The 22643-nt window shown below is 70.0% G+C and carries 13 protein-coding genes; 10 read left to right on the top strand and 3 right to left on the bottom strand.

Going from position 1 to position 22643, the window contains the following annotated elements:
• The 5 genes from WMF45_RS27835 (at window position 1) to bluB (ending at window position 6797) form a co-directional block, all read left to right on the top strand.
• On the top strand, window positions 1-1272 hold the full coding sequence (locus WMF45_RS27835) for a hypothetical protein (protein ID WP_437707560.1): 1272 nt from the start codon (window positions 1-3) through the stop codon (window positions 1270-1272).
• A 2-nt stretch (window positions 1273-1274) separates the two neighbouring features.
• Window positions 1275-1814: a glycine-rich domain-containing protein gene (locus WMF45_RS27830; protein WP_437707558.1), complete on the top strand. Its 540-nt coding sequence runs from the start codon at window positions 1275-1277 to the stop codon at window positions 1812-1814.
• Window positions 1811-3034, top strand: a complete 1224-nt coding sequence (locus WMF45_RS27825) for an MFS transporter (protein WP_437707555.1) — start codon at window positions 1811-1813, stop codon at window positions 3032-3034. The genes WMF45_RS27830 and WMF45_RS27825 overlap by 4 nt, the downstream gene beginning before the upstream one ends.
• A 64-nt stretch (window positions 3035-3098) precedes the next feature.
• On the top strand, window positions 3099-4742 hold the full coding sequence (locus WMF45_RS27820) for a flavin-containing monooxygenase (RefSeq protein WP_437707553.1): 1644 nt from the start codon (window positions 3099-3101) through the stop codon (window positions 4740-4742).
• Window positions 4743-4937: 195 nt separating this feature from the next.
• Entirely contained in the window at window positions 4938-6797 is a 1860-nt protein-coding gene (bluB, locus tag WMF45_RS27815; protein ID WP_437707551.1) for a 5,6-dimethylbenzimidazole synthase, read from the top strand.
• On the opposite strand, the gene WMF45_RS27810 is transcribed toward bluB, so the two are convergent.
• Together WMF45_RS27810 and WMF45_RS27805 are read right to left on the bottom strand one after the other, a co-directional pair.
• Complete coding sequence (locus tag WMF45_RS27810) at window positions 6749-7717, bottom strand: hypothetical protein (RefSeq protein ID WP_437707549.1); 969 nt, start codon at window positions 7715-7717, stop codon at window positions 6749-6751. The genes bluB and WMF45_RS27810 overlap by 49 nt on opposite strands.
• A 460-nt stretch (window positions 7718-8177) precedes the next feature.
• Window positions 8178-10076: a c-type cytochrome gene (locus tag WMF45_RS27805; RefSeq protein ID WP_437707547.1), complete on the bottom strand. Its 1899-nt coding sequence runs from the start codon at window positions 10074-10076 to the stop codon at window positions 8178-8180.
• Window positions 10077-10983: 907 nt separating this feature from the next.
• Here WMF45_RS27805 and WMF45_RS27800 point away from each other — a divergent pair.
• The 4 genes from WMF45_RS27800 to WMF45_RS27785 all read left to right on the top strand — a co-directional run bounded on the left by WMF45_RS27800 (window position 10984) and on the right by WMF45_RS27785 (window position 18510).
• Complete coding sequence (locus WMF45_RS27800) at window positions 10984-13779, top strand: DNRLRE domain-containing protein (protein WP_437707545.1); 2796 nt, start codon at window positions 10984-10986, stop codon at window positions 13777-13779.
• Between the two features lie 236 nt (window positions 13780-14015).
• Window positions 14016-15866 (top strand): asparagine synthase (glutamine-hydrolyzing), encoded by a 1851-nt coding sequence (asnB, locus tag WMF45_RS27795; protein ID WP_437707543.1) that lies wholly within the window; start codon window positions 14016-14018, stop codon window positions 15864-15866.
• Between the two features lie 883 nt (window positions 15867-16749).
• The gene (locus tag WMF45_RS27790; protein ID WP_437719588.1) at window positions 16750-17412 is read left to right on the top strand and encodes a pectate lyase; all 663 of its coding nucleotides are present in this window, start codon (window positions 16750-16752) and stop codon (window positions 17410-17412) included.
• Window positions 17413-17748: 336 nt separating this feature from the next.
• Complete coding sequence (locus WMF45_RS27785; RefSeq protein WP_437707541.1) at window positions 17749-18510, top strand: YbhB/YbcL family Raf kinase inhibitor-like protein; 762 nt, start codon at window positions 17749-17751, stop codon at window positions 18508-18510.
• Between the two features lie 244 nt (window positions 18511-18754).
• On the opposite strand, the gene WMF45_RS27780 is transcribed toward WMF45_RS27785, so the two are convergent.
• Window positions 18755-19900 (bottom strand): hypothetical protein, encoded by a 1146-nt coding sequence (locus tag WMF45_RS27780; protein ID WP_437707539.1) that lies wholly within the window; start codon window positions 19898-19900, stop codon window positions 18755-18757.
• Between the two features lie 303 nt (window positions 19901-20203).
• Between WMF45_RS27780 and WMF45_RS27775 the strand changes: the two genes are divergently transcribed.
• Window positions 20204-22639: a type VI secretion system Vgr family protein gene (locus WMF45_RS27775; RefSeq protein ID WP_437707537.1), complete on the top strand. Its 2436-nt coding sequence runs from the start codon at window positions 20204-20206 to the stop codon at window positions 22637-22639.
• Window positions 22640-22643: the final 4 nt, after the last annotated feature.

Here is a 22643-nt window from a genome sequence, read left to right as displayed (position 1 = left end):
ATGGACGCCCAAGGACCGACGCTCGCGGCGATGATCGATCAGGTCAGGGACATCCCTATCTACCGACGGTCGATCGAGGAGGGCTCTTTCCCGATCCTGGACAAGCCGGAGATCGCAAGAGGCTTTCCGGACAACTGGATGACCCCGAGGCTCGCCGAGGCGCTGAAGGCCGGCGAGGCGGAGCTCGTGCTCTCGACCGGGACCAACCACGCGCGGATGCAGATCATCCGCCCGCCTTTCTTTCTTCTGAAGTCGTACTACCGCCTGTGGAGCGAGCACCCCGACATCGCGGTCACCTGGCATGAGGGCTGCCAGCGCGTCTCGATCACCACGGTGCTGGCGACCGAGCACGTGGCGCGGCTCGCCGCGAGGCGGCGCGGCGCCGAGGCGCCGGCGCTCCCCGGCCTCGAGGATCGCCGGCTCGACGAGCGGACGCTCTATATCAACCTGCGGCTCGACCCGGCGCTCTGGGATCGCGGCGACGTCGAGCGCATGCTCGCCGAGATGACCGCCGTCCGGGAGGCGCACCCGCGAGGCCTTTACCACCTCGACTGCGATGGCTACCACCTCGCTCACCTGGTGAAGAAGGCCATGGACATCGGAGCGTGGGAGCGCTTTCCGAGGCCGGCCAGCATCGTTCACGCCTACGAGCTCACGCCGAGGAACGTGCGGCGGTTCCTGGCGGAGCACCTCGAGTGCCCGATCGTCGACCTCTTCGGCAGCACCGAGCTCGGATATCTGTATTACAGCGATCGGCACGGCCGCTACTGGCCTTACCTGGACCAGATGCACCTGGAGCTGATCCCTGTCGAGGAGGGCAGCGCGATCTACAGCCTCATCGTCTCGAGCGTGCGCAACCCCTGCATGCCGCTCATCCGTTATCGCTCGGGCGACTGCGCCGAGACGGTCGACGGCTCCCCCGATCCGCTCCGGATCCGCCGGTTCTGCGGGCGCGAGCGGGAGCTCCTCAGGGCCGAGGAGAGGGGCCCGATCTCGCAGGCCGATCTCGATGACTGGATCGCCGTCTCCGCGCCGTCCGTCTTCGTCTATCAGCTCCACGCGGAGGGGCAGCGGCGGGGCCGATTGCTCTATACCACCTTCGACGGCGCGCCCGTCGCTCCGGCCGCGGCGCGGGCGCTGCGAGAGCGGATCTGGGAGGGCGCCGGACTCGATTGCGTCCTCGAGCACCGCGCCCATGTCGCGATCGGCAAGTCCGGGAAGTACGCATGGCTGGTCCAGCGCGGCGAGGCCGCGGAGCGAGGTGGCTCGTGACGATGGAACGACCCAGGGTGACGGCCGCAGCGCTGAAGGCGCGGCTCGACGACGCGTTCTTCTCCGGCGTTGTGCGCCATTTCGTGCGGACTACAGGCGAGGAGCCCGCGACCGTCGAGCGTCAGGTGCTCGAATGCCTGCGGTACCTCTACCTGATATCGCGCTATCCGGAGCCGCTGGCCGGGCTGTTCTTGCCCGTGGAGCAGGCGATCGACGAGGTCTGGCATTACCTGATCTTGCAGACGCGGGAGTACCGCGAGCTGTGCGAGGAGCGCCTCCCGGGGCGCTTCTTCATCCATCACCGCAGCTTGCCCTACGAGGACTATCAGGAGGCGCAGGCCAGCCGCGAGCAGGCGATCGAGGAGGCGCTGCGCTGGCTGCCGCTCTACCGTGACGAGTTCGGCCCCTTCGACGAGGGCGCGCTGCCTCACTGGACGATGGTGCGCTTCCTCCATCAGCGCCTGGGCCTCTCCCTCGAGGCGATCGCCGCGCTCGACGCGGGGAACGTGGGCGCCCTGCCTTCCGTGGAGCGCGTCCGTTGAGCCGTCAGGCTGTCGTCGGCGTGCCCGTGCCCGTGCCCGCGCCCGCCACGTCCGTCAACACGCTGGTCCTGCTGCTTTGCCAGGTCCTGGGGATCGCTTCCGTGGTGTCGGTCCAGTTCGCCGGCAGCGTGGTGGGTGAGCGGCTTGCGCGGGACATGCGGCTCGCGACGGTCCCGGTGGCCGTGCTCGTGCTGTCCTCGGCCCTGGGCACCTGGCCGGCCAGCCAGCTGATGCGCCGCTTCGGGCGCAAGCCCTGCTTCATCGCCGCGGCGCTCCTGTCCGCCGGCTGCCTCGCGCTCGCGGCGCGCGCGGTGGACCGCTCCGATCTCCCGCTGTTCTGCGCGGCGGTCTCCGGCGTCGGCCTGCACGGCGCCTTCGTGCAGCAATATCGCTTCGCGATCCTCGAAGGGCAGGAGAGCCACCGGGCGCCGCGCCTCTTGACGATGATCCAGCTCGCCAGCGCGCTCGGCATCGTCCCTGGCATCTCGCTCTTCGGCCTTCTGGAAGGACGGACGTCCAGCGAGCTGCCCTCTGCCCTGCTCGTCCTTTCGGCGCTCCAGGTCGTCGCGGCGCTCGCGTTCGTGTCGTACCGGCCGCAGGAAGCGCGGGTCGCGGAGGCCTTCGCCGCGCCCGACGCGGGGGCTTCCGCGCTGTACTGGCCCATGGTGGCGATGGGCGCCGGCGCATTCCTCGTGATGAGCCTCCTCATGGTGCCGACGCCGCTCCAGATGTGCGGCGTCGAGCAGAGCTCGATCCGGCAGGCGGGCTGGGTGATCGAGGTGCACCTCCTGAGCATGTACCTGCCTTCGCTCTCGGTCGGCGCCCTCCTGAAGCGGATGTCGATCGCGGCGCTCCAGGGGCTCGGGCTGCTGTTCTTGCTCGCGGGGTTCGTGATCAGCCTGGCTCCAGGGTTCGAAGGGCACCTTGTCGGGCTCTCGCTGGTCGGGGTCGGGTGGTGTTATGTGTTCGTGACCGCGACGACCCTCGTCGCGCGCAGCCGGTCCGGCCCCGAGCGTTTCCGGGCGCAGGGCGTCAATGATCTGTGCGTGTTCGCCGCCAGCGGCGCGGCGTCGCTCACGTCCGGCGCGCTCCTGTCGGCGCTGGGGTGGAGCGGCCTCGTGCACCTCGGGGTGGTGCTGGTCCTGAGCTTGATGGCGCTCGCCCTTCGCGTCCACCGCGCCCCACGCCCGGCGCCGGCGCAGGGCGGCGCGCGTCTCTGAAGCGATCGCGCGGGGCCTCGGGCGGCCTCCCGCGCACCCATGTCCGGAGAGGGAGGCGAACATCATGTCTGACGTGCAGTCGAATCGTTCAGGAGACAGCCTTGCGCCCCTGGGCCGCGTCGACGCCGTCGTCGTCGGCGCCGGGTTCGCGGGTCTGTACATGCTCTACCGCCTGCGCCGGCTCGGCCTCTCGGTCCGCGTCTACGAGGCGGGCGGCGGGGTGGGCGGCACCTGGTACTGGAACCGCTACCCCGGCGCGCGCTGCGACATCGCGAGCATGGACTACTCCTATTCGTTCTCTCCAGAGCTCCAGCAGGAATGGACGTGGACCGAGCGATACGCCACGCAGCCGGAGATCCTGCGTTATCTCGAGCACGTCGCGGACAGGTTCGAGCTCCGCGCGCACATCCGGCTCCGGACGCGGGTGACCGCGGCCGCCTTCGACGAGGCGACGGATCGGTGGGTGATCCGGACCGACGACGGCGCCAGCGTGTCCGCCGGGTTCTTGATCATGGCGACAGGCTGCCTGTCCGCCGCGAAGGTGCCCGACATCCAGGGGCTCGAGGCGTTCCGGGGCGAGCGATACCACACGAGCCACTGGCCGCACGGCGGCGTCGACTTCACCGGCAAGCGCGTCGGCGTCATCGGCACGGGCTCGTCCGGCGTCCAGGTCATCCCCGCCATCGCCGAGCAGGCGGCGCGCCTCTTCGTCTTCCAGCGGACCCCGTGCTTCAGCGTGCCGGCGCGCAACGCGCCCCTGGAGGCGGCCTATGAATCGTGGATGAAGGCGAACTACGCGGAGCACCGGCAGAGGGCCCGCGAGACGCGCGCCGGCGTCATCATGGACGTCGACCCGCGGTCCGCGCTGGAGGTGCCGCCCGAGGAGCGGGAGCGCGCGTATCAGGCTCGCTGGGAGCAGGGCGGCACAGGCTTCCTCGCCACGTTCTCGGACGTGATGCGGTCGCGGGAAGCCAACGAGACCGCCGCCGAGTTCGTCCGATCCCGGATCCGCGCGACGGTCAGCGACCCTGCCGTCGCCGAGGCGCTGTCGCCGAGGGGGTATCCGCTGGGCACCCGGCGGCTCTGCGTCGACACAGGCTATTACGAGACCTTCAACCGGGAGAACGTCACGCTGGTCGACGTCAAGGCGTCACCCATCGAGGAGATCACGAAGACCGGGCTCCGGACGCGGAGCGCGGAGTACACGCTCGACAGCCTCGTGTTCGCCACGGGCTTCGACGCCATGACGGGCGCCTTGACCAGGATCGAGCTCCGCGGGAGGGGCGGCGAGCCGCTCGCGGCGAGGTGGGCCGACGGCCCGCGCACGTACCTCGGCGTCGCCATCGCCGGCTTCCCGAACCTGTTCACGATCACCGGGCCTGGGAGCCCGTCCGTGTTCAGCAATGCGATCGTCTCCATCGAGCAGCACGTGGAATGGATCGCGGACTGCATCTCGTACCTGCGAGAGCGAGGCTTCGCGTGCATCGAGGCCACCGCCGAGGCGGAGGAGGGGTGGGTCGCGCACGCCAGCGAGGTGGCCAGCGGCACGCTGTATCCGCTGGCCCACTCCTGGTACGTCGGGGCGAACATCCCTGGCAAGCCGCGCGTCCTCATGCCCTATGCCGGGGGCGTCGGCGCCTACAGAAAGCGGTGCGAGGCGGTCGCGGCTCAGGGATACGAGGGGTTTTCCCTGTCGAGGGCAGGGTAGACGCGTCCAACCCGGGTGGGCCCTCGTGATGGGCGGGATCGGCGGGATCGGCGCGGAGGCCGAGCACGGCGGTCCCCGTTTGCCCGGAGCCCCATCGGCGCGGCTCGCTGGCTCGAAGGAAGACGCGCGAGGGGGCCCTCTGCAGCGCACGGCCGCCGGCTGCCCATCGCCTGGCAACTGTGGTAGCTGACCGCCGTGAACGCCACACACGAACCGTCGTACCTGGTCCAGGAGGCCGTCGCCGCCTTCGACGAGGGAGCGCGGCAGGCGGTCTATGACGTCATCGCCCTGCGGCGGGACGTGCGGCATTTCGAGCCGGGGCGCGCGCTCGACCGGGCTGTCCTGCGGCGCATCCTCGAGGCCGCCCACCTGGCGCCCAGCGTGGGATTCTCCCAGCCCTGGGGCTTCGTCGTGGTGCGTGACGAGGCGCAGCGCGCGCGGATCCGCGAGAGCTTCCTTCGCTGCCGCCAGGCGGAGGCTGCCCGTTTTCCGGAGGGACGGCGCGAGCAGTACCTCGCCTATCGCCTCGAGGGGATCCTCGAGGCGTCGCTCAACGTGTGCGTCGCGGTCGATCTGAGGCCGCGCGGGGAGGCGATCCTGGGCACCATCGTCCAGCCCGAGGCGGTGCGCGCGAGCGCGTGCTGCGCGGTGCAGAACCTCTGGCTCGCCGCGCGCGCCGAGGGCGTCGGTGTCGGCTGGGTCAGCATCGTGGAGCCCGCCGTCCTCCGCGCCGAGCTGCGCCTCCCGCCGGGCGTGGAGCCGATTGCGTATCTCTGCATGGGCCACCCCGTCGCGTTCCGGCGGCGACCGATGCTCGAAGAGAGCGGCTGGCGAGAGCGGCGCGCGGTCGATGAGGTCGTCCACGAACATGGCATCTGGCAAGACCGCGACGACGCCGGCACGCCCGCGGCGGGCCGGTCGAGCGAGCCGCCGCGCTCATCGCTCCGCACGACGGCGATCTCGCCGCTCGACGCCGCCGCGATGGAGGCCTCCCGCGCGCGCCAGGCCGCGCTCGGGCTGCCGGCGGGCGGCCTGGGGCGGCTCGGGCAGCTCGCGGCGTGGTGGGCCGGCGTGCGCGGCGATCTCCCGCTCTCGCCGCCCGCGCCTGGGCTGGCCGTGTTCTGCGCGGACCACGGCGTCGTCGCGGAGGGCGTGAGCGCTCACCCCTCGCCGGCGACGACGGCGAGGCTCGCGAACGTGATGGCCGGGGGCGCGGCGGTCTCGGCGCTTGCGGGGCGCCACGGCGTGCGGCTCGTCGCTGTCGACGTCGGCCTGGCGGGCGATCTCTCGGCGCTGCCGTGCGCGCCTGTCGTCCCGCTGGCGGCGCGGGGGGTGCGGCGTGGCACCGGCAACCTGCGGCGCGAGCCGGCGATGACGCGCGACGAGGCGGCATGCGCGATGGAGGCGGGCGCCGAGACCGCCCGCGCGCTCGCCGCGGAGGGCGTCACGCTGGCGGGCGCCGGCGACATCGGCGTCGGCAACACGACCGCGGCGACAGCCATCCTGTGCGCCCTCACGGGCGCGCCGCCGGCGAGCCTCGCGGGACCGGGCGCCGGCCTCGACGCCGGCCTCGACGCGGAGGGCGTCGCGCGCATGGCCGGCGTCGTCGCCGACGCGCTCGCGCTTCACGTGCCCGATCCCACCGACCCTCTCGATGTGCTGGCGAAGGTCGGTGGGCTGGAGATCGCCGCGATGGCCGGCTTCGCGCTGGAGGCCGCGCGGCTGCGCATGGGCGTCGTCGTCGACGGGCTGACGGCGTGCACCGCGGCCCTCTGCGCCGTCAGGATGGCCCCGGCGCTCCGCCCATGGCTCCTCGCTGCGCACCGCCCGGCCGAGCCGGCGGCGGCCCTCGCGCTCACCGAGCTCGGTCTCGATCCGCTCTTCGACCTGGGCCTAGGGGCGGGCGAGGGGATGGGCGCCGTGCTCGGGCTGCACCTCGTCGGCACCTGCGTCTCGACGCTGAGCGGGCTCGACCCTCGTCGCGAGCTCGCGCGCGGCTCCGGCGCTCACGGGGTCGTGGCCCCGGGGTCCGTCTCCGGCGCCGGCTCCTTGTAGAACGCCACGTCGTCGATCCACACGCTGAATGCACGGCTCGCCGAGAAGCGGAACTGGACGGCCCAGATCTTCGTCAGGTCGATCGCCTCGAACTGCTGGCCCCAGCTGGACTGCGCGAGGGCGGAGAAGGGCACCTTGAACTGAGCCCAGCAATTCTTCAGGGTGACGACCCTGGTGAAATGGTCGTCGCACCCGCCCCCTTCGGTGGTGCAGATGCCGCCCTTGCTCCAGGTCTGCACGTCGGCCACGTCAACGGTCACCTTCGTCGAGGCGGGGCCATCCGCATAGGCAAAGAAGGTGATGCCGCTGTACGCGGAGGCGTCGTAGAGGCCCTGATTGGACGCCGAAGCGCTGTTCAATTGGAAGCCGAACAGGGCACCCCACTTCGAAAACAGGTCATCGCCCTCGACGTGCACTGCCAACGTGCTGTCGCCGCGCGGCGGCTCGAGGAGGCTCATGGTGAACGGCTCACCCACGTCGGGCGTTTGCGTCCCCTCGCCATCGTTCCCCACGTACCAGGCCCCTTGCCGGGGGTTCGTTTCATCCACCACTTTGATGATGGTGTCGTTGTCATCTTCCATGTCGTCGATCATCGACAGTTCCAGGGTGGGGTCGCCCATCGGCGGCTCCGGGCATCCTGCCCCCTCTCCGCCACCTCCCGCGTCCCCGCCGGCGCCGCCTTCGCCGCCGGCGCCCCCGCCTCCCGCGCTCGTGCCGCTGGTGCTGCTGGTCGTACCGCCCTCGCCGCCGGCGCCCCCGCCTCCCGTGTTCCCGCCTTCGCCGCCGGCGCCCCCGCCTCCGGTGTTGCCCTGCGCGACCTCGTACAACTTATCGAAGCCGAAGATCTGGGCACATCCAGCCCCGAGCACCGCAATGAGGCACCCGCTGGTCCACCGCGCAAAAGCCAGCTTGCTGTTCATGGTCATGGAAGGGATCTCCGAGAAGCTTCAGCCAATCACGATAGGACGCTGCGTCCCAGAATGGAAGCGCGTCGGTCGCGACGCGAGCCGCCGCGGCGCGGGCTCGAGACAACGGTCTTCGGCCCCTCGCCGGCCCAGCGCTGCTCAGCCTGTCGAATCAAGGCAGCTCGGCTGCGCGTGCGCGGGGCGACCGTTCCCTACATGAACTGTCGGCGTGAGGAAGACTCCGCCATCGCCTGTTGGTGACTCGGCAGCTCTGGCGAGCTCCGTGGCGACAGCCCTGTGGCGTCGACCGTGTGAGGTGCAGGAGCGCTCTTCCTCGACCACGCATTGCAACACCATACGTGCTGAAGCTGCGCGGACGCGCGGCGCGGCGTGTTCGAGCGAAGTCGATGAACTGACCGCGTTACCGATCGTAGCGCGGCGTCACCGGGTGTTACCGATCGTAGCGTGGCGTCTGTCAACACGCGCCTTCGGCGCGGCGGCCGCGGGCCGCGCCGGCGAGCGCGAGCCCGAGCAGCGCTGCCTGGACGAGGCATGTCTCCACCGCAGGGTAGATGCCGAGCGCGGTGAATCGAGGGAGAGGCAGCCGGTGGAGCGGCAACAACCCGCAGATCTGGAAGGCGGCCACGGCGCGGCCGGCGAGCGGGACGCACAGCAGACAGGCGAGCCAGGCGGGGGGGCTCGCCCAGCGGCGCGCGGCCTCCCGGCTCGCGCGGGTGACGAGCGCCGCGCCGGCGGCGAGCAGCGCGAGCGTGATCGACACCCCGGCCACGGCGGGCGGCGCGACGGGGAGCGACACCCCGAGCGCGGCGTCGAACGCCGAGAACGCCGCGCCGAAGCCGGCCAGCAGCGCGGCCGCGAACACGGCCGCTCGGCCGCCTCGCGACAGGCCGCCATCCAATGGATCCTGCGAGCGCACCTGCCGCGCGCCGCGCCGCCGGGCGAGCGCCGCCGCGCCGGCGAGCGCCGCGAGCGCGACGGAGATCGTCGCGCCTGCCGTGAGCGTTCGCCAGAAGCCGGCCATGTGCCCGAGCGCCGCCGCGACCCAGGCGGCGAGCGCGAGCAGCAGCGCCGCGCCCGACGCGACGTGGACGACACGCCGGCTCCGTGACGACGCGACGGCGGCGAGCGCGGCGAGGAAGAGCGCCGCAGCGGCGAGCTCGCGCAGCGCCAAGCGGCTCGAGACCTGGGCCACGAGCCGACCTGGCGCGCCCCCGGACCGCGCGAGCGCGACCTCGGCGTAGGTCGCGTCGCGCAGGAGCGTGGCCATGCCCGCGTCGAGCGTGTCAGTCGTCGCGCCTGCCGCGAGCGCCGCTCGAAGGGCGAAGGCGCCGTCGCCGAGGTCGTTCGCGAGCGCCTCGTTCACGGTGCGGACGCTCGCCTCGGCCACGTCGATGCCGTCGAGCTGGGCTGTGCTGAGCGCCGCGCGCGCGTCCACGAGCCTGCCCTCGCGCAGCGCGGCGCGCCCCCTGTCGAGCGCGGCGCGCGCGATGGAGAGGGGGTGTGACGCGGCCTCGCCGCCATAGGCGACGCGCCGCCGGAGCTCCGCGAGGAGCGCCGCGTGCCGCTCGGCGGGGATCCCGCGCGCGGAGAGCTCGGCGCGCAGGTCCGCGTCGGAGCGGACCGCGAGCTCGACCATGGAGTAGTCCGGCAGGTCGAGCGGCCTCGGGCTCTCGCCGGGCTCGGGGTGGTGGAGGCCGGCGACGTGGAAGGCGAGTTCCCAGCGGTCGCGGGCGGAGAGAAAGGTGAACGGCACCATGGCCGTGCCGCTGACGCCGAATCGAACCGCGGACTCGACGCCGACGGGCGCGAGCTGCTCGGCGATGATCGGGTCGTGGAAGTTCGCCGGGGGCGGGACCAGGCTCGCCGCGCGCCGGGTATCGGCGTGCCCCGTCGGGCCGTGGCAGATGGCGCAGTTCTCCTGGTAGAGGGCCGCGCCGCGCGCCGCGTCGGGCCGCGAGAGCGGCGCCTCCGCCAGCCGGAAGGCGGATGCGACCCGGTCGCGCGCGCCCCTGGCCGCGATGGCGACTCGATCCGCAGCGACCTTCGCCTCGACGAGCTCACGCACGCCGACGATGCCCTGCGCGAGGTCGCCCGCCTCGCTCTCGAGCGCGGACGGCTGGATGCGGGTGGCGACCTGGACCGCCTCGCCGAGCAGCGCCAGCTGCTCGTCATACTCGATGATGCTGGTGACGGCGCCGTTCGCGACGCTCCCGCCATAGTCCATGGCGACATAGCCGAGCACATGGACGAGGCGGCGCGCCTCGACCTCGGCCGGCTCCCCCGGATCCGCCAGCGCAGGGCGCTCGCCCAGGAGCAGGACGGCGGCCATGGCCGCCGCGCGGACCGCCGCCACGGCGGTGCGCCCGGCCGTCGTTGCTCGCGGGATACGCGGGAGTCGCGGGAAGCACGGGGTGGAGCCGGCCCGCGCCGGCGATCCAGCGCACACCCCCGTCGCGATCATGCGCCCTGGCCGCGCGCGGAGGCGGAGGCGAAGGTGAAGAACAACCAGAAATCGCGATGACACATATCCCTCATACAATCGAAAAAGAGTTCATGCTAGCTTCCCTCGATCGTGCAGCGACCCGCTGCTCGACGACAATGCTTTGAGGTCCTCATGATGATCCCGCAGCGTGGCGCTCAGGGGCGCCGCACCGGCTGGCCAGGGAGCAGAAAGGTTTTGCAAGACTGACCTACCGCTGTCGCGCGAGGCGGCTAAGGGCGAAGGCCCCGGCGTCCATCCTCCCGTGCGAGCCGTCCGCGCAAAGCAAGCGGACGCGGCGGACGTGACGCACGTGATGCACGTGACGCACGTGACGCACGTGACGGACGTGACACGTGGTGGAGCGCTGGGACGACGAGCGCCGCCGACTGTCGGCGCCGGGCACGTATTCAGTGTTGGCCAGTGTTGGCCAGTGCTGGCGCGCTCGCTCGACAGTGACGACGGAATTCTGTTGTGCCTTGAGCACGCCCCGGCAATCGCTGCCCTGCGGCGCGGCTCAGAGGCGGCTCAGAGGCGGCTCAGAGACAGACACCGGAGTGGTCTGCCATCGGCGCGAGGCTCTCCGATTTAAGATGATCTCTCATGTGTGGTTTCGGTAAGATGGTAGCAGCGCGTTCACGTCCGATGCGCTGATCGCGAACGGTATCGGGCGCGATGCGATCGCTGGCGTGGCCGTGCCGGGAAGGCGCCCGGCTCGCCGCATGGCGGGCGTTTGTTGGAGGCAAGGCGGGATGAATCAGGAAGCTCGGAGGGTGAAGCAATGAAATTGAACCCCGGACATCTGGCCGCAGCGTCGGTGGCAGTGACGATGGCGTGGGCCGGTCAGGCGGCCGCCCAGTCGGTGATGAGGCAGCCCTATCTGCAGTCGTTGACGCCCAACTCGGTCTACGTGGTGTGGACGACCGACGTGGGCACGGACAGCCGCGTGCGCTACGGGACCGATCCTGCGAATCTGACGCAGACGGTGGACCTCGGCGCGCTCGCGACCCAGCACGAGGTGCTCATCAGCGGGCTGACGCCGAACACCCGCTACTACTACAGCGTCGGTACATCGAGCGCGGTGCTGGCAGGCGGCTCCTCCTCCTTCTACTTCGAGACGGCGCCGCCCGTGTCCACGCCGAAGAAGTTCCGGGCGTGGATCATCGGCGACACCGGCTACGGCGGCACAGCGCCCTGGGCGACACGAGACGCGATGCTGAGCGTCGCCGGCGCGTACCGCCCCAACCTGTTCCTGCACATGGGGGACATGGCGTACAACTTCGGCACCACCGAGGAGTTCACCAACGGCTTCTTCAATCAGTACGCAGCGATCCTTCGCAACACGGTGGTGTGGCCGACGTTCGGCAACCACGAGGGCCTGAGCTCCGACTCGGCGACGCAGACCGGTCCTTATTACACCGCCTACGTGCTCCCCGCCGCCGGGGAGGCCGGAGGAGTCCCCTCCGGTACGGAGGCTTACTACTCGTACGACTATGCGAACGTCCACTTCGTCGTGCTCGACGGCTATGGCTCCTCGCGTTACTCGACCGGCGCGATGGCGGACTGGCTCGCCGCCGATCTCGCTGCGACGGAACAGGACTGGATCGTCGCGTATATGCACTTTCCGATGTACACGAAGGGCACCCACGACTCGGACGAGGACTGGCTGACCATCGAGCACCGGGAGTTCCTCGCGCCCATCCTCGACGCGGGCGGGGTCGACCTGGTGCTCTCGGGCCATTCGCACAACTACGAGCGCTCGTTCCTCGTGGACGGCGCCTACGATACGCCGACCACGGCGGCCGGGCACATCGTCGATGGGCGCGACGGCAAGCCGCTCGGCGACGGCCCGTACGTGAAGCTCCCTGGCAAGGGGAGCCACGAAGGGGCTGTCCATGTCGTCGCCGGTCACGGCACGTACGTGGGCGGCTCGGGAGGCCACCCGCTCATGTACTTCAGCGAGGCGCAGAGCGGCTCGTGCCTCCTCGACGTCGAGGACAACCGGCTCACGGTGTCCAACGTTCGCTACGACGGCGTGATCACCGATCGCTTCGCGATCGTGAAGGGAACGGCCCTCGACGTCGCGGCGCCCGACGGCGGGGAGCGCCTGCCGCCGGGCGGCATCTTCCCGATCCGCTGGGCGACCGTGGGGAACATCCCCACCGTTCGGATCGAGTACACGACGGACAACGGCGCGACCTGGACGACGATCACGAGCAGCACCGCCAACACGGGCCGCTACAACTGGGTGGTTCCCTCCACCGACACGACGACGGCCCTCGTGCGCGTCTCGGACGCCGAGCACCCGCTGCTCTCCGACGAGAGCAACGCCGGCTTCACGATCCAGAGCCTCCCCCGCACGGCGGTCTACTTCGGCGACTACTGGGTTTACGACGACCTGGGCGTCGATCGGGGTACGGCCTGGCGGAACCTCACGTTCGACGACTCCTCGTGGAAGGGGGGCTGGGGGCAGCTCGGCTACGGCGACGGCGGGGAGAGCACGGTCCTCTACCGGGCCACGCCGTCGTATCCCACCGCCTACTTCCGCAAGATCATCCCGATCGACGGGCCGGTCGCGCAGGCGACCATGAAGCTCATCCACGACGACGGCGTCGTCGTCTGGCTCAACGGCACTCAGGTCGCATCGAAGCGTGTGACCAACACGGCCTACGGTGACTATGCGTCCGCGGAGTCGCGCGACGACGAGCTCACCACGGTGACGCTCTCCCCGAGCTCGTTCGTGGTCGGAAGCAACATCCTCGCCGTGATGGTCAAGCAAGCGGCCCCCAATTCGACCGATCTGTCCTTCGACATGGAGCTGACGCTCACCTATGCGCCACCCGGCAGCGGGAGCAGCAGCAGCTCGAGCTCGTCCAGCAGCTCGAGCTCGTCCAGCACGAGCAGCAGCTCGAGCGCCTCGAGCACGAGCGTATCCAGCACGAGCAGCAGCTCGAGCGCCTCGAGCACGAGCACAGGCAGCGTCATGATGAGCAGCTCGATGAGCGTGGGCAGCGGCGGCGCGGGCGGAGCCGGCGGCGCGGGCTCCGGAGGCACGCCCGTGTGCAGGACCGTGCAGCGCGGCGTCTTCGGCACGGTCTGGGACGCGACGCTCTGGTCGGCTTCGCCGACCTACAAGGAAGGGTCGTACCCGTCGATCTACACGGGCGGAGCCGGCACCGGAGGCTTCCGTGCTGCGCTGGTCTGGTTCGACCTCTCGTTCATCCCCGCGGGCGCGCCGGTCTATTCGGCCACCTTGACGATGAATCAGGTGTACAAGTCGTCGGTCACCACCGTTCGTCTCCACGAGGCCCTCGCGCCCTGGGGCGAGACGACCGTGAGCTGGAACAGCTACAACCAGAGCTGGGAGCCGCTCAGCTTCGCGTCGATCGTCACCGTCAACGGCACCGGCGATCGGACCGCCAACCTCACCGACCTGGTGCAGGACTGGGTGAGCGGCGTCCTCCCGAATTACGGGTTCGTGATGGAAGAGGACGTGGCGGGGGCGACGCAGTGGCGGGCCAGCGAAGACACAACGGCGTCGCGCCGCCCGCGCCTCGAGGTCTGCTACGCAGAGTGACCGCGCGCGGCGACGCCCCGGCGGACATCGCCGGCCGGCCTCGTCGCCCCCCGCGCGTCCACGATCTCCGATCCATCCCTAGTCAACGCTGAGCGCCGCGCTGGCCAGCTTGGTTGCGCGGCCCAGCCGCACTGTCTACGCTCGTCCGCCGAACAGCGAGCGATCCGCGAGCGCCGCGGCGGGCTGTCGAGGCCCGCCGCTCTCGCGCGGTGACGCTGAAAGGGAGGGGATCGTCCATGTGCGGCATTGCTGGATGGGTGGACTACGAGCGCGATCTGACGCTGGAGCGCGATCTCCTGCAGACGATGACAGCGACCATGAAGCTCCGCGGCCCGGACGACGAAGGGGTATGGCTCGCTCCGCGCGCGGCCCTCGGGCACCGCCGTCTCGCCATCATCGATCTCGACGGGGGCCGCCAGCCGATGATCGCCGACCAGGACGGCGCGCCGGTGGCCGTGCTCATCTACACGGGCGAGGTCTACAATTTCCGCGAGCTGCGCGGCGAGCTCGAGGCCCGGGGCCACCGCTTCAAGACGCACAGCGACACCGAGGTCGTGCTCCATGCGTATCTCGAGTGGGGCGCGGGCTTCCCCCGGCGTCTCAACGGAATGTTCGCCTTCGCCCTCTGGGACGTTCGCGCAGAGGAGCTCCTGCTCGTCCGGGATCGGCTGGGCATCAAGCCGCTGTTCTACCAGCGGATCGGCTCGGCGGTGCTCTTCGGCTCGGAGCCCAAGGCGATCCTCGCGAACCCGCTCGCGTCGCCGGTCGTGGACGTGGGCGGCCTGCGCGAGCTCCTCGCGTTCGTCAAGACGCCCGGAGCCTGCGTGTTCCGCGACATGCGAGAGGTCCGCCCAGGCCATGTCGTGCACGTGCGGAGGGATGGGATCTCCGAGCGCCCCTACTGGGCGCTCGAGTCCAGGCCGCACGAGGACGACCTGCAGGCCACGATCCGCGCGGTCCGCGGGCTGCTCGAGGACATCGTGGCGCGACAGCTCATCTCCGATGTGCCCCTCTGCTCCCTCCTGTCCGGAGGGCTCGACTCGAGCGCGGTGACCGCCCTCGCGCAGCGGGCGCTCAGGGCAGAGGGCGCGGGGCCCGTGCGCTCCTTCTCCGTCGAGTTCGCGGGGCACGCCGAGCACTTCACGCCGGACGCGCTGCGGAGCACGCCGGACACGCCGTACGTCGCCGAGGTCGCGCGGCACGTCGGAGCGGACCACGCGGGCATCGTGCTCTCCGCAGCCCAGCTGGCCGACCCCGAGATCCGCGCCGCCGTGCTGCGCGCCCGGGATGTCCCGATCGCCTTCGGTGACCTGGATACTTCGCTGTACCTCCTCTTCCGCGCCATCAGGGAGCGCTCCACGGTGGCGCTCTCCGGCGAGTCGGCCGACGAGGTCTTCGGCGGATACCTCTGGTTCCACGATCCGGAGACGGTGGCGGCAGAGACGTTCCCCTGGATCGCCATGCGCATGAAGATCCGTGGCGCGAGCGTCGCCGCTCACCTGCTCGCCCCCGCGCTCCTCGCGCAGATCGACCTTCCGGGCCACGTCGCCGCGCGCTACCGGGAAGCCCTCGCCGAGGTCCCGCGCCTGCCGGGCGAGGACGGAGCGGAGCGGCGCATGCGGGAGATAGGATATTTGCACCTGACGCGGTTCCTGCCGATCCTGCTCGACCGCAAGGATCGCATGAGCATGGCGACCGGCCTCGAGGTCCGGGTCCCGTTCTGCGACCACCGGCTCGTGGAGTACGTGTTCAACGCGCCGTGGTCGATGAAGACCTTCGATGGGCGCGAGAAGAGCCTGCTGCGCGCCGCGTCCGAGGATCTCCTGCCGCGCTCGGTGCTCGACCGTCGCAAGAGCCCGTATCCGGCGACGCAGGATCCAGCGTATACCGAGCGGCTCCGAGGGCAGCTCGCGGGGCTCCTCGCCCGGAAGGACGCGCCGGTGCTGCCGCTCCTCGACATGGCCCGCGCCCGCGCCGTCGCCTCGGAGTCCGGAGGCGTGGTCGATGAGCTCGCCCGGTCGAGCATGCATCAGGTACTCCTGCTCAACGACTGGCTGACTCGTTATCAGATCAGGCTAGCGCTCTGAGCCGCCGCGGCCGGCGCCGTCGGCGAGCGCGACCGTGGCCGCGCCCGGAGGGCAGGCTCGCGCCGTCGAGCCGCCGGCGGGCTCATGTGTCAACCGCCGGTTGACGTCGTTGACGGCGGCCCATGACAGCGGCGAGCGTGCCTGTTCGCCGGAGCGGGTGAAACGCCGTCCTTCAGCGGAAAAGTGCAATCATGGTGCCCTGAGCTGCGGCCGGTGGTGATGGCGCGCCGTGGCCTGGGCATTGCTCTCCACGTGAAGACAGGACAAGACATCACGCGGACATCGCGAGGACATGACGACCCGTGGGGGGAGGGGTGCGCAGAGGGGGTGAAGGGTGGGGGTCGTCGGTCGCGCGCAACGTCAACGATTGAGGGATAAACTCATGAGCTTGAAATTGACCTATGCTTTCGGTGCCCTGCTGTCGTTCGGTCTCGCCGGCTGCCTCGCGGCGGACGGCGCCGACCTGGATGTGGACGTGGACTCGGCGAGCGACGCGCTCAGCGCCGTGAGGATCGAGGCCGAGAACCAGAGCTGGTCCATCTCGTCGGGCGACAAGATCGAAGACAACGCGGACAACGTGAAGCTCCGCGCCAACCAGAGCGGGGACACCTTCAAGTTCTCCGCGTCGGTCGCGTCCGGCACGTACAAGATCGTCCTGCGTTACGCCAAGCGGAACGTGTACGGCAAGTACGAGCTCGCCGTGAAGGGATCGTCGGTGACGTCCTTCGACGCTTATGGCTCCTCCACCGGCGACAGCTGGACGACCGCGACGCTCGGGGAGAAGTCGCTCTCTGGCAATGTCGAGTTCGCGCTCACGTGCAAGGGCAAGAACTCCTCGTCGTCGGGGTACGACCTGAAGGTCGACTACATCGAGCTCGTGCCGGTGGGCGGCGACTCTGGCGGGAGCTCGGGCGGCGGCAGCTCGGGCGGCGGCACCACGACGGCCGGGAACGGCGGCGTCGTCAGCTCGACGATCATCGTCAAGGCGGGCGAGACGTTCGACGGCGGCGGCAAGCGGTACATCGCCGACAAGAACACGCTCGGGGACGGCAGCCAGGCCGAGGACCAGAAGCCGGTGTTCAAGCTCGAGGACGGCGCGAAGCTGAAGAACGTGGTCCTCGGCGCGCCGGCGGCCGACGGCATTCACACGTACGGCAACGTCACGCTCGAGAACATCGTCTGGGAGGACATCGGCGAAGACGCCTTGACGGTCAAGAAGTCCGGCACCGTGGTGCTGAACGGCGGCTCCGCGAAGAACGGCGACGACAAGGTGTTCCAGATCAACGCGGCCAGCACGTTCAAGGTGTCGAACTTCACGGCGCAGAACGCCGGCAAGTTCATCCGGCAGAACGGGGGGACCGACTTCAAGGTCGACGTCTTCATCGACCGGTGCGACATCTCGAAGATGAAGGAGTCCATCTTCAGGACGGACAGCGGCAGCAGCAGCGTGACGATGACGAACACCCGCTACAGCAGCATCGGCAAGGCGCTCTTCATGGGCGTGAGCTCCTCGAAGATCACGACGTCCAACAACACGCAATACTGACCCGGCGGTCCTGGACATTTCCGCCAGGGCAGGAGCGTCCTCGCGGGCGCTCCTGCTCGCTCTTGCGCGGTGTCAAGGGCCCTCCGCTCCGCCTCTTCCTCTCTGGCGAGGTGGCGAGAGACCTGGAGCGATGTGTCGCGTCAGGCGCGCTCATGTCAACGTTCACATTCTTCGATCACTCACTGTTCCGGGAAATGTACCGCTAAATTGCGGATCTTTGTCGCAAGCGGAGAAGCGACTGTCATCGCGATAGGAACGCCGGTGTGGCATCATGCGCCAATGCGTACCATCACGGATAGGCTCACACGTACCGCTCGATACCTCGCCTTCGCGGCCATGCCATTCGCCATCCTGAACTGCTCCAGCGACGATCCCGATGTGTCGGGGGACGGCGGCGGGACCGCGGCGAGCTCCGGCTCACCGAGCGCCAGCAGCAGCAGCGCCAGCAGCAGCGCCAACAGCTCGAGCTCGAGCGGCGGCGACCCCACGACCGCCACGACGTCGGGGGCAGGGGGCAGCGGAGAGGGTGGCGCGACGGGAGTCGGCGGAAGCGGAGAGGGCGGCTCCGGAGGGAGCGGCGGCGCGCCCTCCGAGGAGTTCGGGCTCGCGAGCACCAATCACGCGGAAGGCGCCAAGTTCGCCGACAAGTACACCTGCCAGACCGCCGGCTTCCAGAACAGCGTCATGCCGGAGCTCCACTGGACCCCGGGGCCCGCGGGCACAAAGAGCTACGCCATCACCTTCATCGATGTCACCCTGGCGCACGCGACGCCGTCGCAGCCCAACGGCTATCACTGGGTTCTGTACAACATTCCTCCCACCACCACCTCGCTGCCCGAGGGCTTCAAGCAGGCGGACGCGGCGCAGCTCGGCGCCAAGCAGAACTCGAACTACCTCGGGCCTTGCCCCAATTTCGGCGCCAGCACCGGCACGAAGACCGACACCTACGAGTTCACGATCTACGCGCTCGCCGAGGACTCGATCACGATCACGGGGACCGGCACGGCTGCAGTGAAGGACGCGGAGACCAAGCTCGAGGCGAAGAACCTGGGCAGCGCGAAGCTCACCGGCACGTCCAACGCCTTCTCGACTCGCTGAAGCGGTCGCTGCTTTCTCGGTCCTGAAATATCCTCTCGAGCGTTTCGAGAAGATTCACAGGGAGGCGGGGAGTACCACTTTATGAATCTCCCTGTCTCCTCGCCTCCCTGTTCAAGCTTTTCTTCTCCGGAATGCCAATAAGATGAGGGGATTGGTCAGCTCTACAGCGTGACCCCGGGGTCGCAGATGCGATGTCTCGATGACCGTCGTCGGACGCGCGGAGCCTGCCGACTCGATCCGTCCGTCATCCAGAAGCGGGGTCCCGGCGGCGGCCCTCCGGACGCTTCGGGGCCTGCTGCGGGGAAGACAGGGTCTCTGCGAGCTTGCCGCTCCCCTGTTCGAACAGCTTCTTCTCGTACCAGGGCCGTGTGGCGTGCGCGCGAGCGAGATACGCGAGCGCGATGACGCCGAGGAGCGGCAAGGCGGCGTAGGCCACGGAGTGGGCCGTCACGTCGGGGCCGATCGCGCTGGCTGAGCTCCACGAGGGGACATAACGCGCCTTCACCGTCTCGCCCTCGCGGAGCCGGGCGAACGCGCCGTGGGACACCTCGTCGGAGAAGGCGGCGCCGCCTCCGCCCTGCATCGTGACCTCGAACCGGGTGTGGTCGCCGTCCTCGTGCTCCTGGAGCCGCGTCACGCGGACGTCCACCGTCTCGCCCAGCCAGCGGCGCGCGTGGAAGGCCGCGAAGGCCATGTTGAACACGAGCGACCCGACGGCCGCGGCGATGGCCCACCGCATGTGGAACGCCGCCCTGCGCGCGAACCGCTCGCCGAGCGGCTCGGACGAGAGGAGCATGCGCCCCCCGCGGGGGGGCGCGAGCAGGTACCCCTGCGCCTGCTCGCGGTACCCCTGGGCCTGCGCCTCGGGATCGGGCGCGCGCCGGAGCTCGCCGATCGCGAAGACCCGCTCGCCTGGAATGAGCTCGGCCACGCGGACGCGCCGGGTGAGATCGACCCGGATCATGCCGTCGAGCGCGTCGACGAGCTGCACGTCATCGCCCGGCTCGACCCGGATGCGCGCGCCGGACGCGTGGCGGAGATAGAAGGGGTGGACTCGGACCTTGCGGCCGGTCTCGGCCCACTGATGGGTCCAGACCCCGGAGGTCTCGGACTCGGACCCTTCCTGCTCGACCTCGACGCGCACCGCCACGTCCGCGCCTTGCTCCCGCTCGACGGTGCCCACGACGACGGCCTCGCCGGGCGCGAGCGCGGCGCCGGGCATGAACGAGGCCTCGGCCTGCGCGGCGGCGCGGCGCTGCCGGCGCGAGAGCCGGAGCGCGAGCGCCGCGAGGACGAGCAAGCCGGCCGTCGCGACGCCGTCCACCAGGAGCGACGACAGCCCGGCGTCGAGGTGGTATCGGCTCGCGAGCAGCCAGATCCGGGGTTCCATGGCCGGCCATGAGAGCGCAAACCGGCGCGCCCGTGCGAAAAACCCGGCGCGCGCCTGCCTTCCGGAGGAACGATGTCTGCCACGCCGCCTCCCTTCCACGAGCCTGACACGGCGAGGCCGATCGTCGTCGAGCGCGCGCCGTCGAGCCCGCCCTGCTCGGCGAACGTCGCACAGGTGCGCGCTCGTCCCACCAACGGATCCGCTGTTCCACAGCACCCTCGTGGCGCATGCAGACGTTGACGCCGCGACGCGACGCACGGAGATTCCGCCCTCAACACCAGGCCCGGGATGATGAGGCTCTCCATGCGCCCAGACGGTTTCTCGCTCTCGTGCTCGGCACTCGCCAGCGTTGCTTTCATCGGTTTCCGCGGTACCGAGCACGTCTCGCAGCCGTACGAGTTCGAGCTCTTCTTCTCGGTCCCGACGAGCACCGACGTGCGCAAGGCGGTGGGCGAGCGGGCGACGGTGCGCGCGAGCCGCGGCGACGGGAAGGACCCGCTCGTCGTGCACGGCGTCATCGCGAGCGTTCGCCTCTTGCACCAGAACGCGGAGCGGGCGCTGTACCAGGCGCTGCTCGTGCCGAAGCTCTGGTTTTTGCGCCACTTCTGGCGCAGCCACGTCTTCACGAACCAGCCCGTCAAGGAGTTCCTCTCCGCGACGCTCCAGAACGGCGGGCTCGCGGGCGGAGAATTCCGGTTCTCGATCAACGACGGCGACTACCCGGTCGAGGAGTTCGTCGCGCAGTACCGCGAGACGCACCTCGCGTTCTTTCACCGGTGGCTCGAGCGCGAGGGCCTCTACTACTTCTTCGAGCACCCGGAGGACGGGCCCGGCGAGGTGCTCGTCATCGTCGACGATCGCGGGCTGCACGACGACTTCCCGGGCGGCGGGGTCGTGCGCTACGTCCCGCTCTTCGGCGACGACGTGACCGCGCCGCCGGGCCTGCACCAGATCGAGCAGACCGTGCAGTGGCTGCCGAAGACGGTCACCATCGCCGACTACAACTACTCGAACCCGTCCGCGTCGGTGAAGGGCGAGAGCAGCATCACCGCGAACGGGGTGGGGGCGATCCGCGAGTACGGCTTCCGCGTCTTCGTGCAGAGCGACGCCGAGCGCCTCGCGCAGGTGCGCGCGCAGTCGATCGGCTGCCGCGAGGTGATCCTGCGCGGGAGCGGCGACGCGCTCGGGCCGCGGGCCGGGTACCGGTTCTCGCTGGACGACCAGCCCGCCGACGTGGTCGACCAGTGGCTCGCGCTCGAGGTGCAGCACAGCGCGTCGGTCGCCGGGATCACGCCCGAGGTCGCGCGGCTGACGGGGCTCTCGGCCAAGGACATCTACGCGATCAAGCTGCTCGCGATCCCGGCCGACGTGCAGTTCCGCGCGCCGCAGGCGACGCCGTGGCCGCGCATCTACGGGCTCGAGAACGCGATCGTCTGCGGCCCCGCCGACAGCCAGTACGCGCAGATCGACGCCGACGGCCGCTACCTCGTGCGCTTCGAGTTCGACACGAGCGGCCTGCCCGACGCGCGCATCTCGACGCGGGTGCGCATGATGCAGCCGCACGGCGGGACGACGGAGGGCTTCCATTTCCCGCTGCGCAAGGGCACCGAGGTGATGATCGCCTTCCTCGGCGGCGACCCGGACCGGCCCTTCATCGCCGGCGTCGTGCCCAACGCGCACCGGCCGAGCGTCGTCGCGGAGCGCAACCTCAGCCAGAACATCATCCGGACCGGGAGCGGCAACCAGCTCGTGCTCGAGGACGAGCAGGGCAAGGAGTTCATCTTCCTCAGCACGCCGAACAACCGCACCGGCATCTACATGGGGACGCCGAGCGGCAACCACGGGTCGGTCTACACGGGCGACGGCGACACGCAGACCGGCACGTTCCTGTCCCCCGAGAACGCCGACCCGGCCATCGCCGGCAGCAGCCTCGTCGACGTCACGTTCAGCTATCTCGAGACGACCGCGGGAGACGGCGGCTCATGGATCGGCGGCGACTCCTGGGAGAACGTCAGCGGCAACAAGTTCAGCATGGTGGTCTGCAACCTCTGGGCGGGCATCGGCGGGACGTACACGCTCCAGGTCACCGCCGCGGCGACGGAGACCTACTACGCGACGCGCAAGACCACGATCAAGACGGGCCGCGAGGACACGGTCGAAGCCGGCGGGATGAAGCAGACCATCACCGACGGGATGACGCTGACCATCACGAGCGGCGGGATGAAGCACGACGTCCACGGCAAGTTCGAGCAGACGATCGAGCCGGAGGGCTCGTCGACGGTGACCGGGCCGTGGATGCACAAGGTCACGGCCGAGAACTTCGACGACTACAAGAGCTGGAAGACCGAGGTCGCCACCACCTGGAAGGGCCACTTCGGCGCGGACGTCGACCTGAAGTCCGACACGAACTTCCTGATCAAGGCGCCCAACGCGAAGATCACGGCCACCAACCTGAAGTGGGAGGTGCTCGGGCTGACGTTCGACCTCACGCCGAACAAGCACGAGCTCTTCGTCTACAAGGGGGCGACCGGCGTCATCAAGACGGACCATGCCGCGCTCGCCCAGCAGGCCTACCTGCTCAAGCTCGAGACGTCGTTGATCAAGCTCGACTTCGCCGCGTTCGATAAGAAGGCTGTCGGCGCGAAGATGGATCAGTTCGGCACCTACATGAAGCAGCAGGCGATCGCCCTGACCCTCGCGGGGGTCATCGCGTGGAACAGCGCCTTCACGAAGATCTGAGCGC

This window comes from Sorangium sp. So ce448, from assembly GCF_051520915.1.
Lineage (GTDB): Bacteria > Myxococcota_A > Polyangia > Polyangiales > Polyangiaceae > Sorangium > Sorangium cellulosum_B.
Note: the sequence above shows the minus strand (reverse complement) of the source record. Positions and strands in the feature narration are given on the sequence as shown.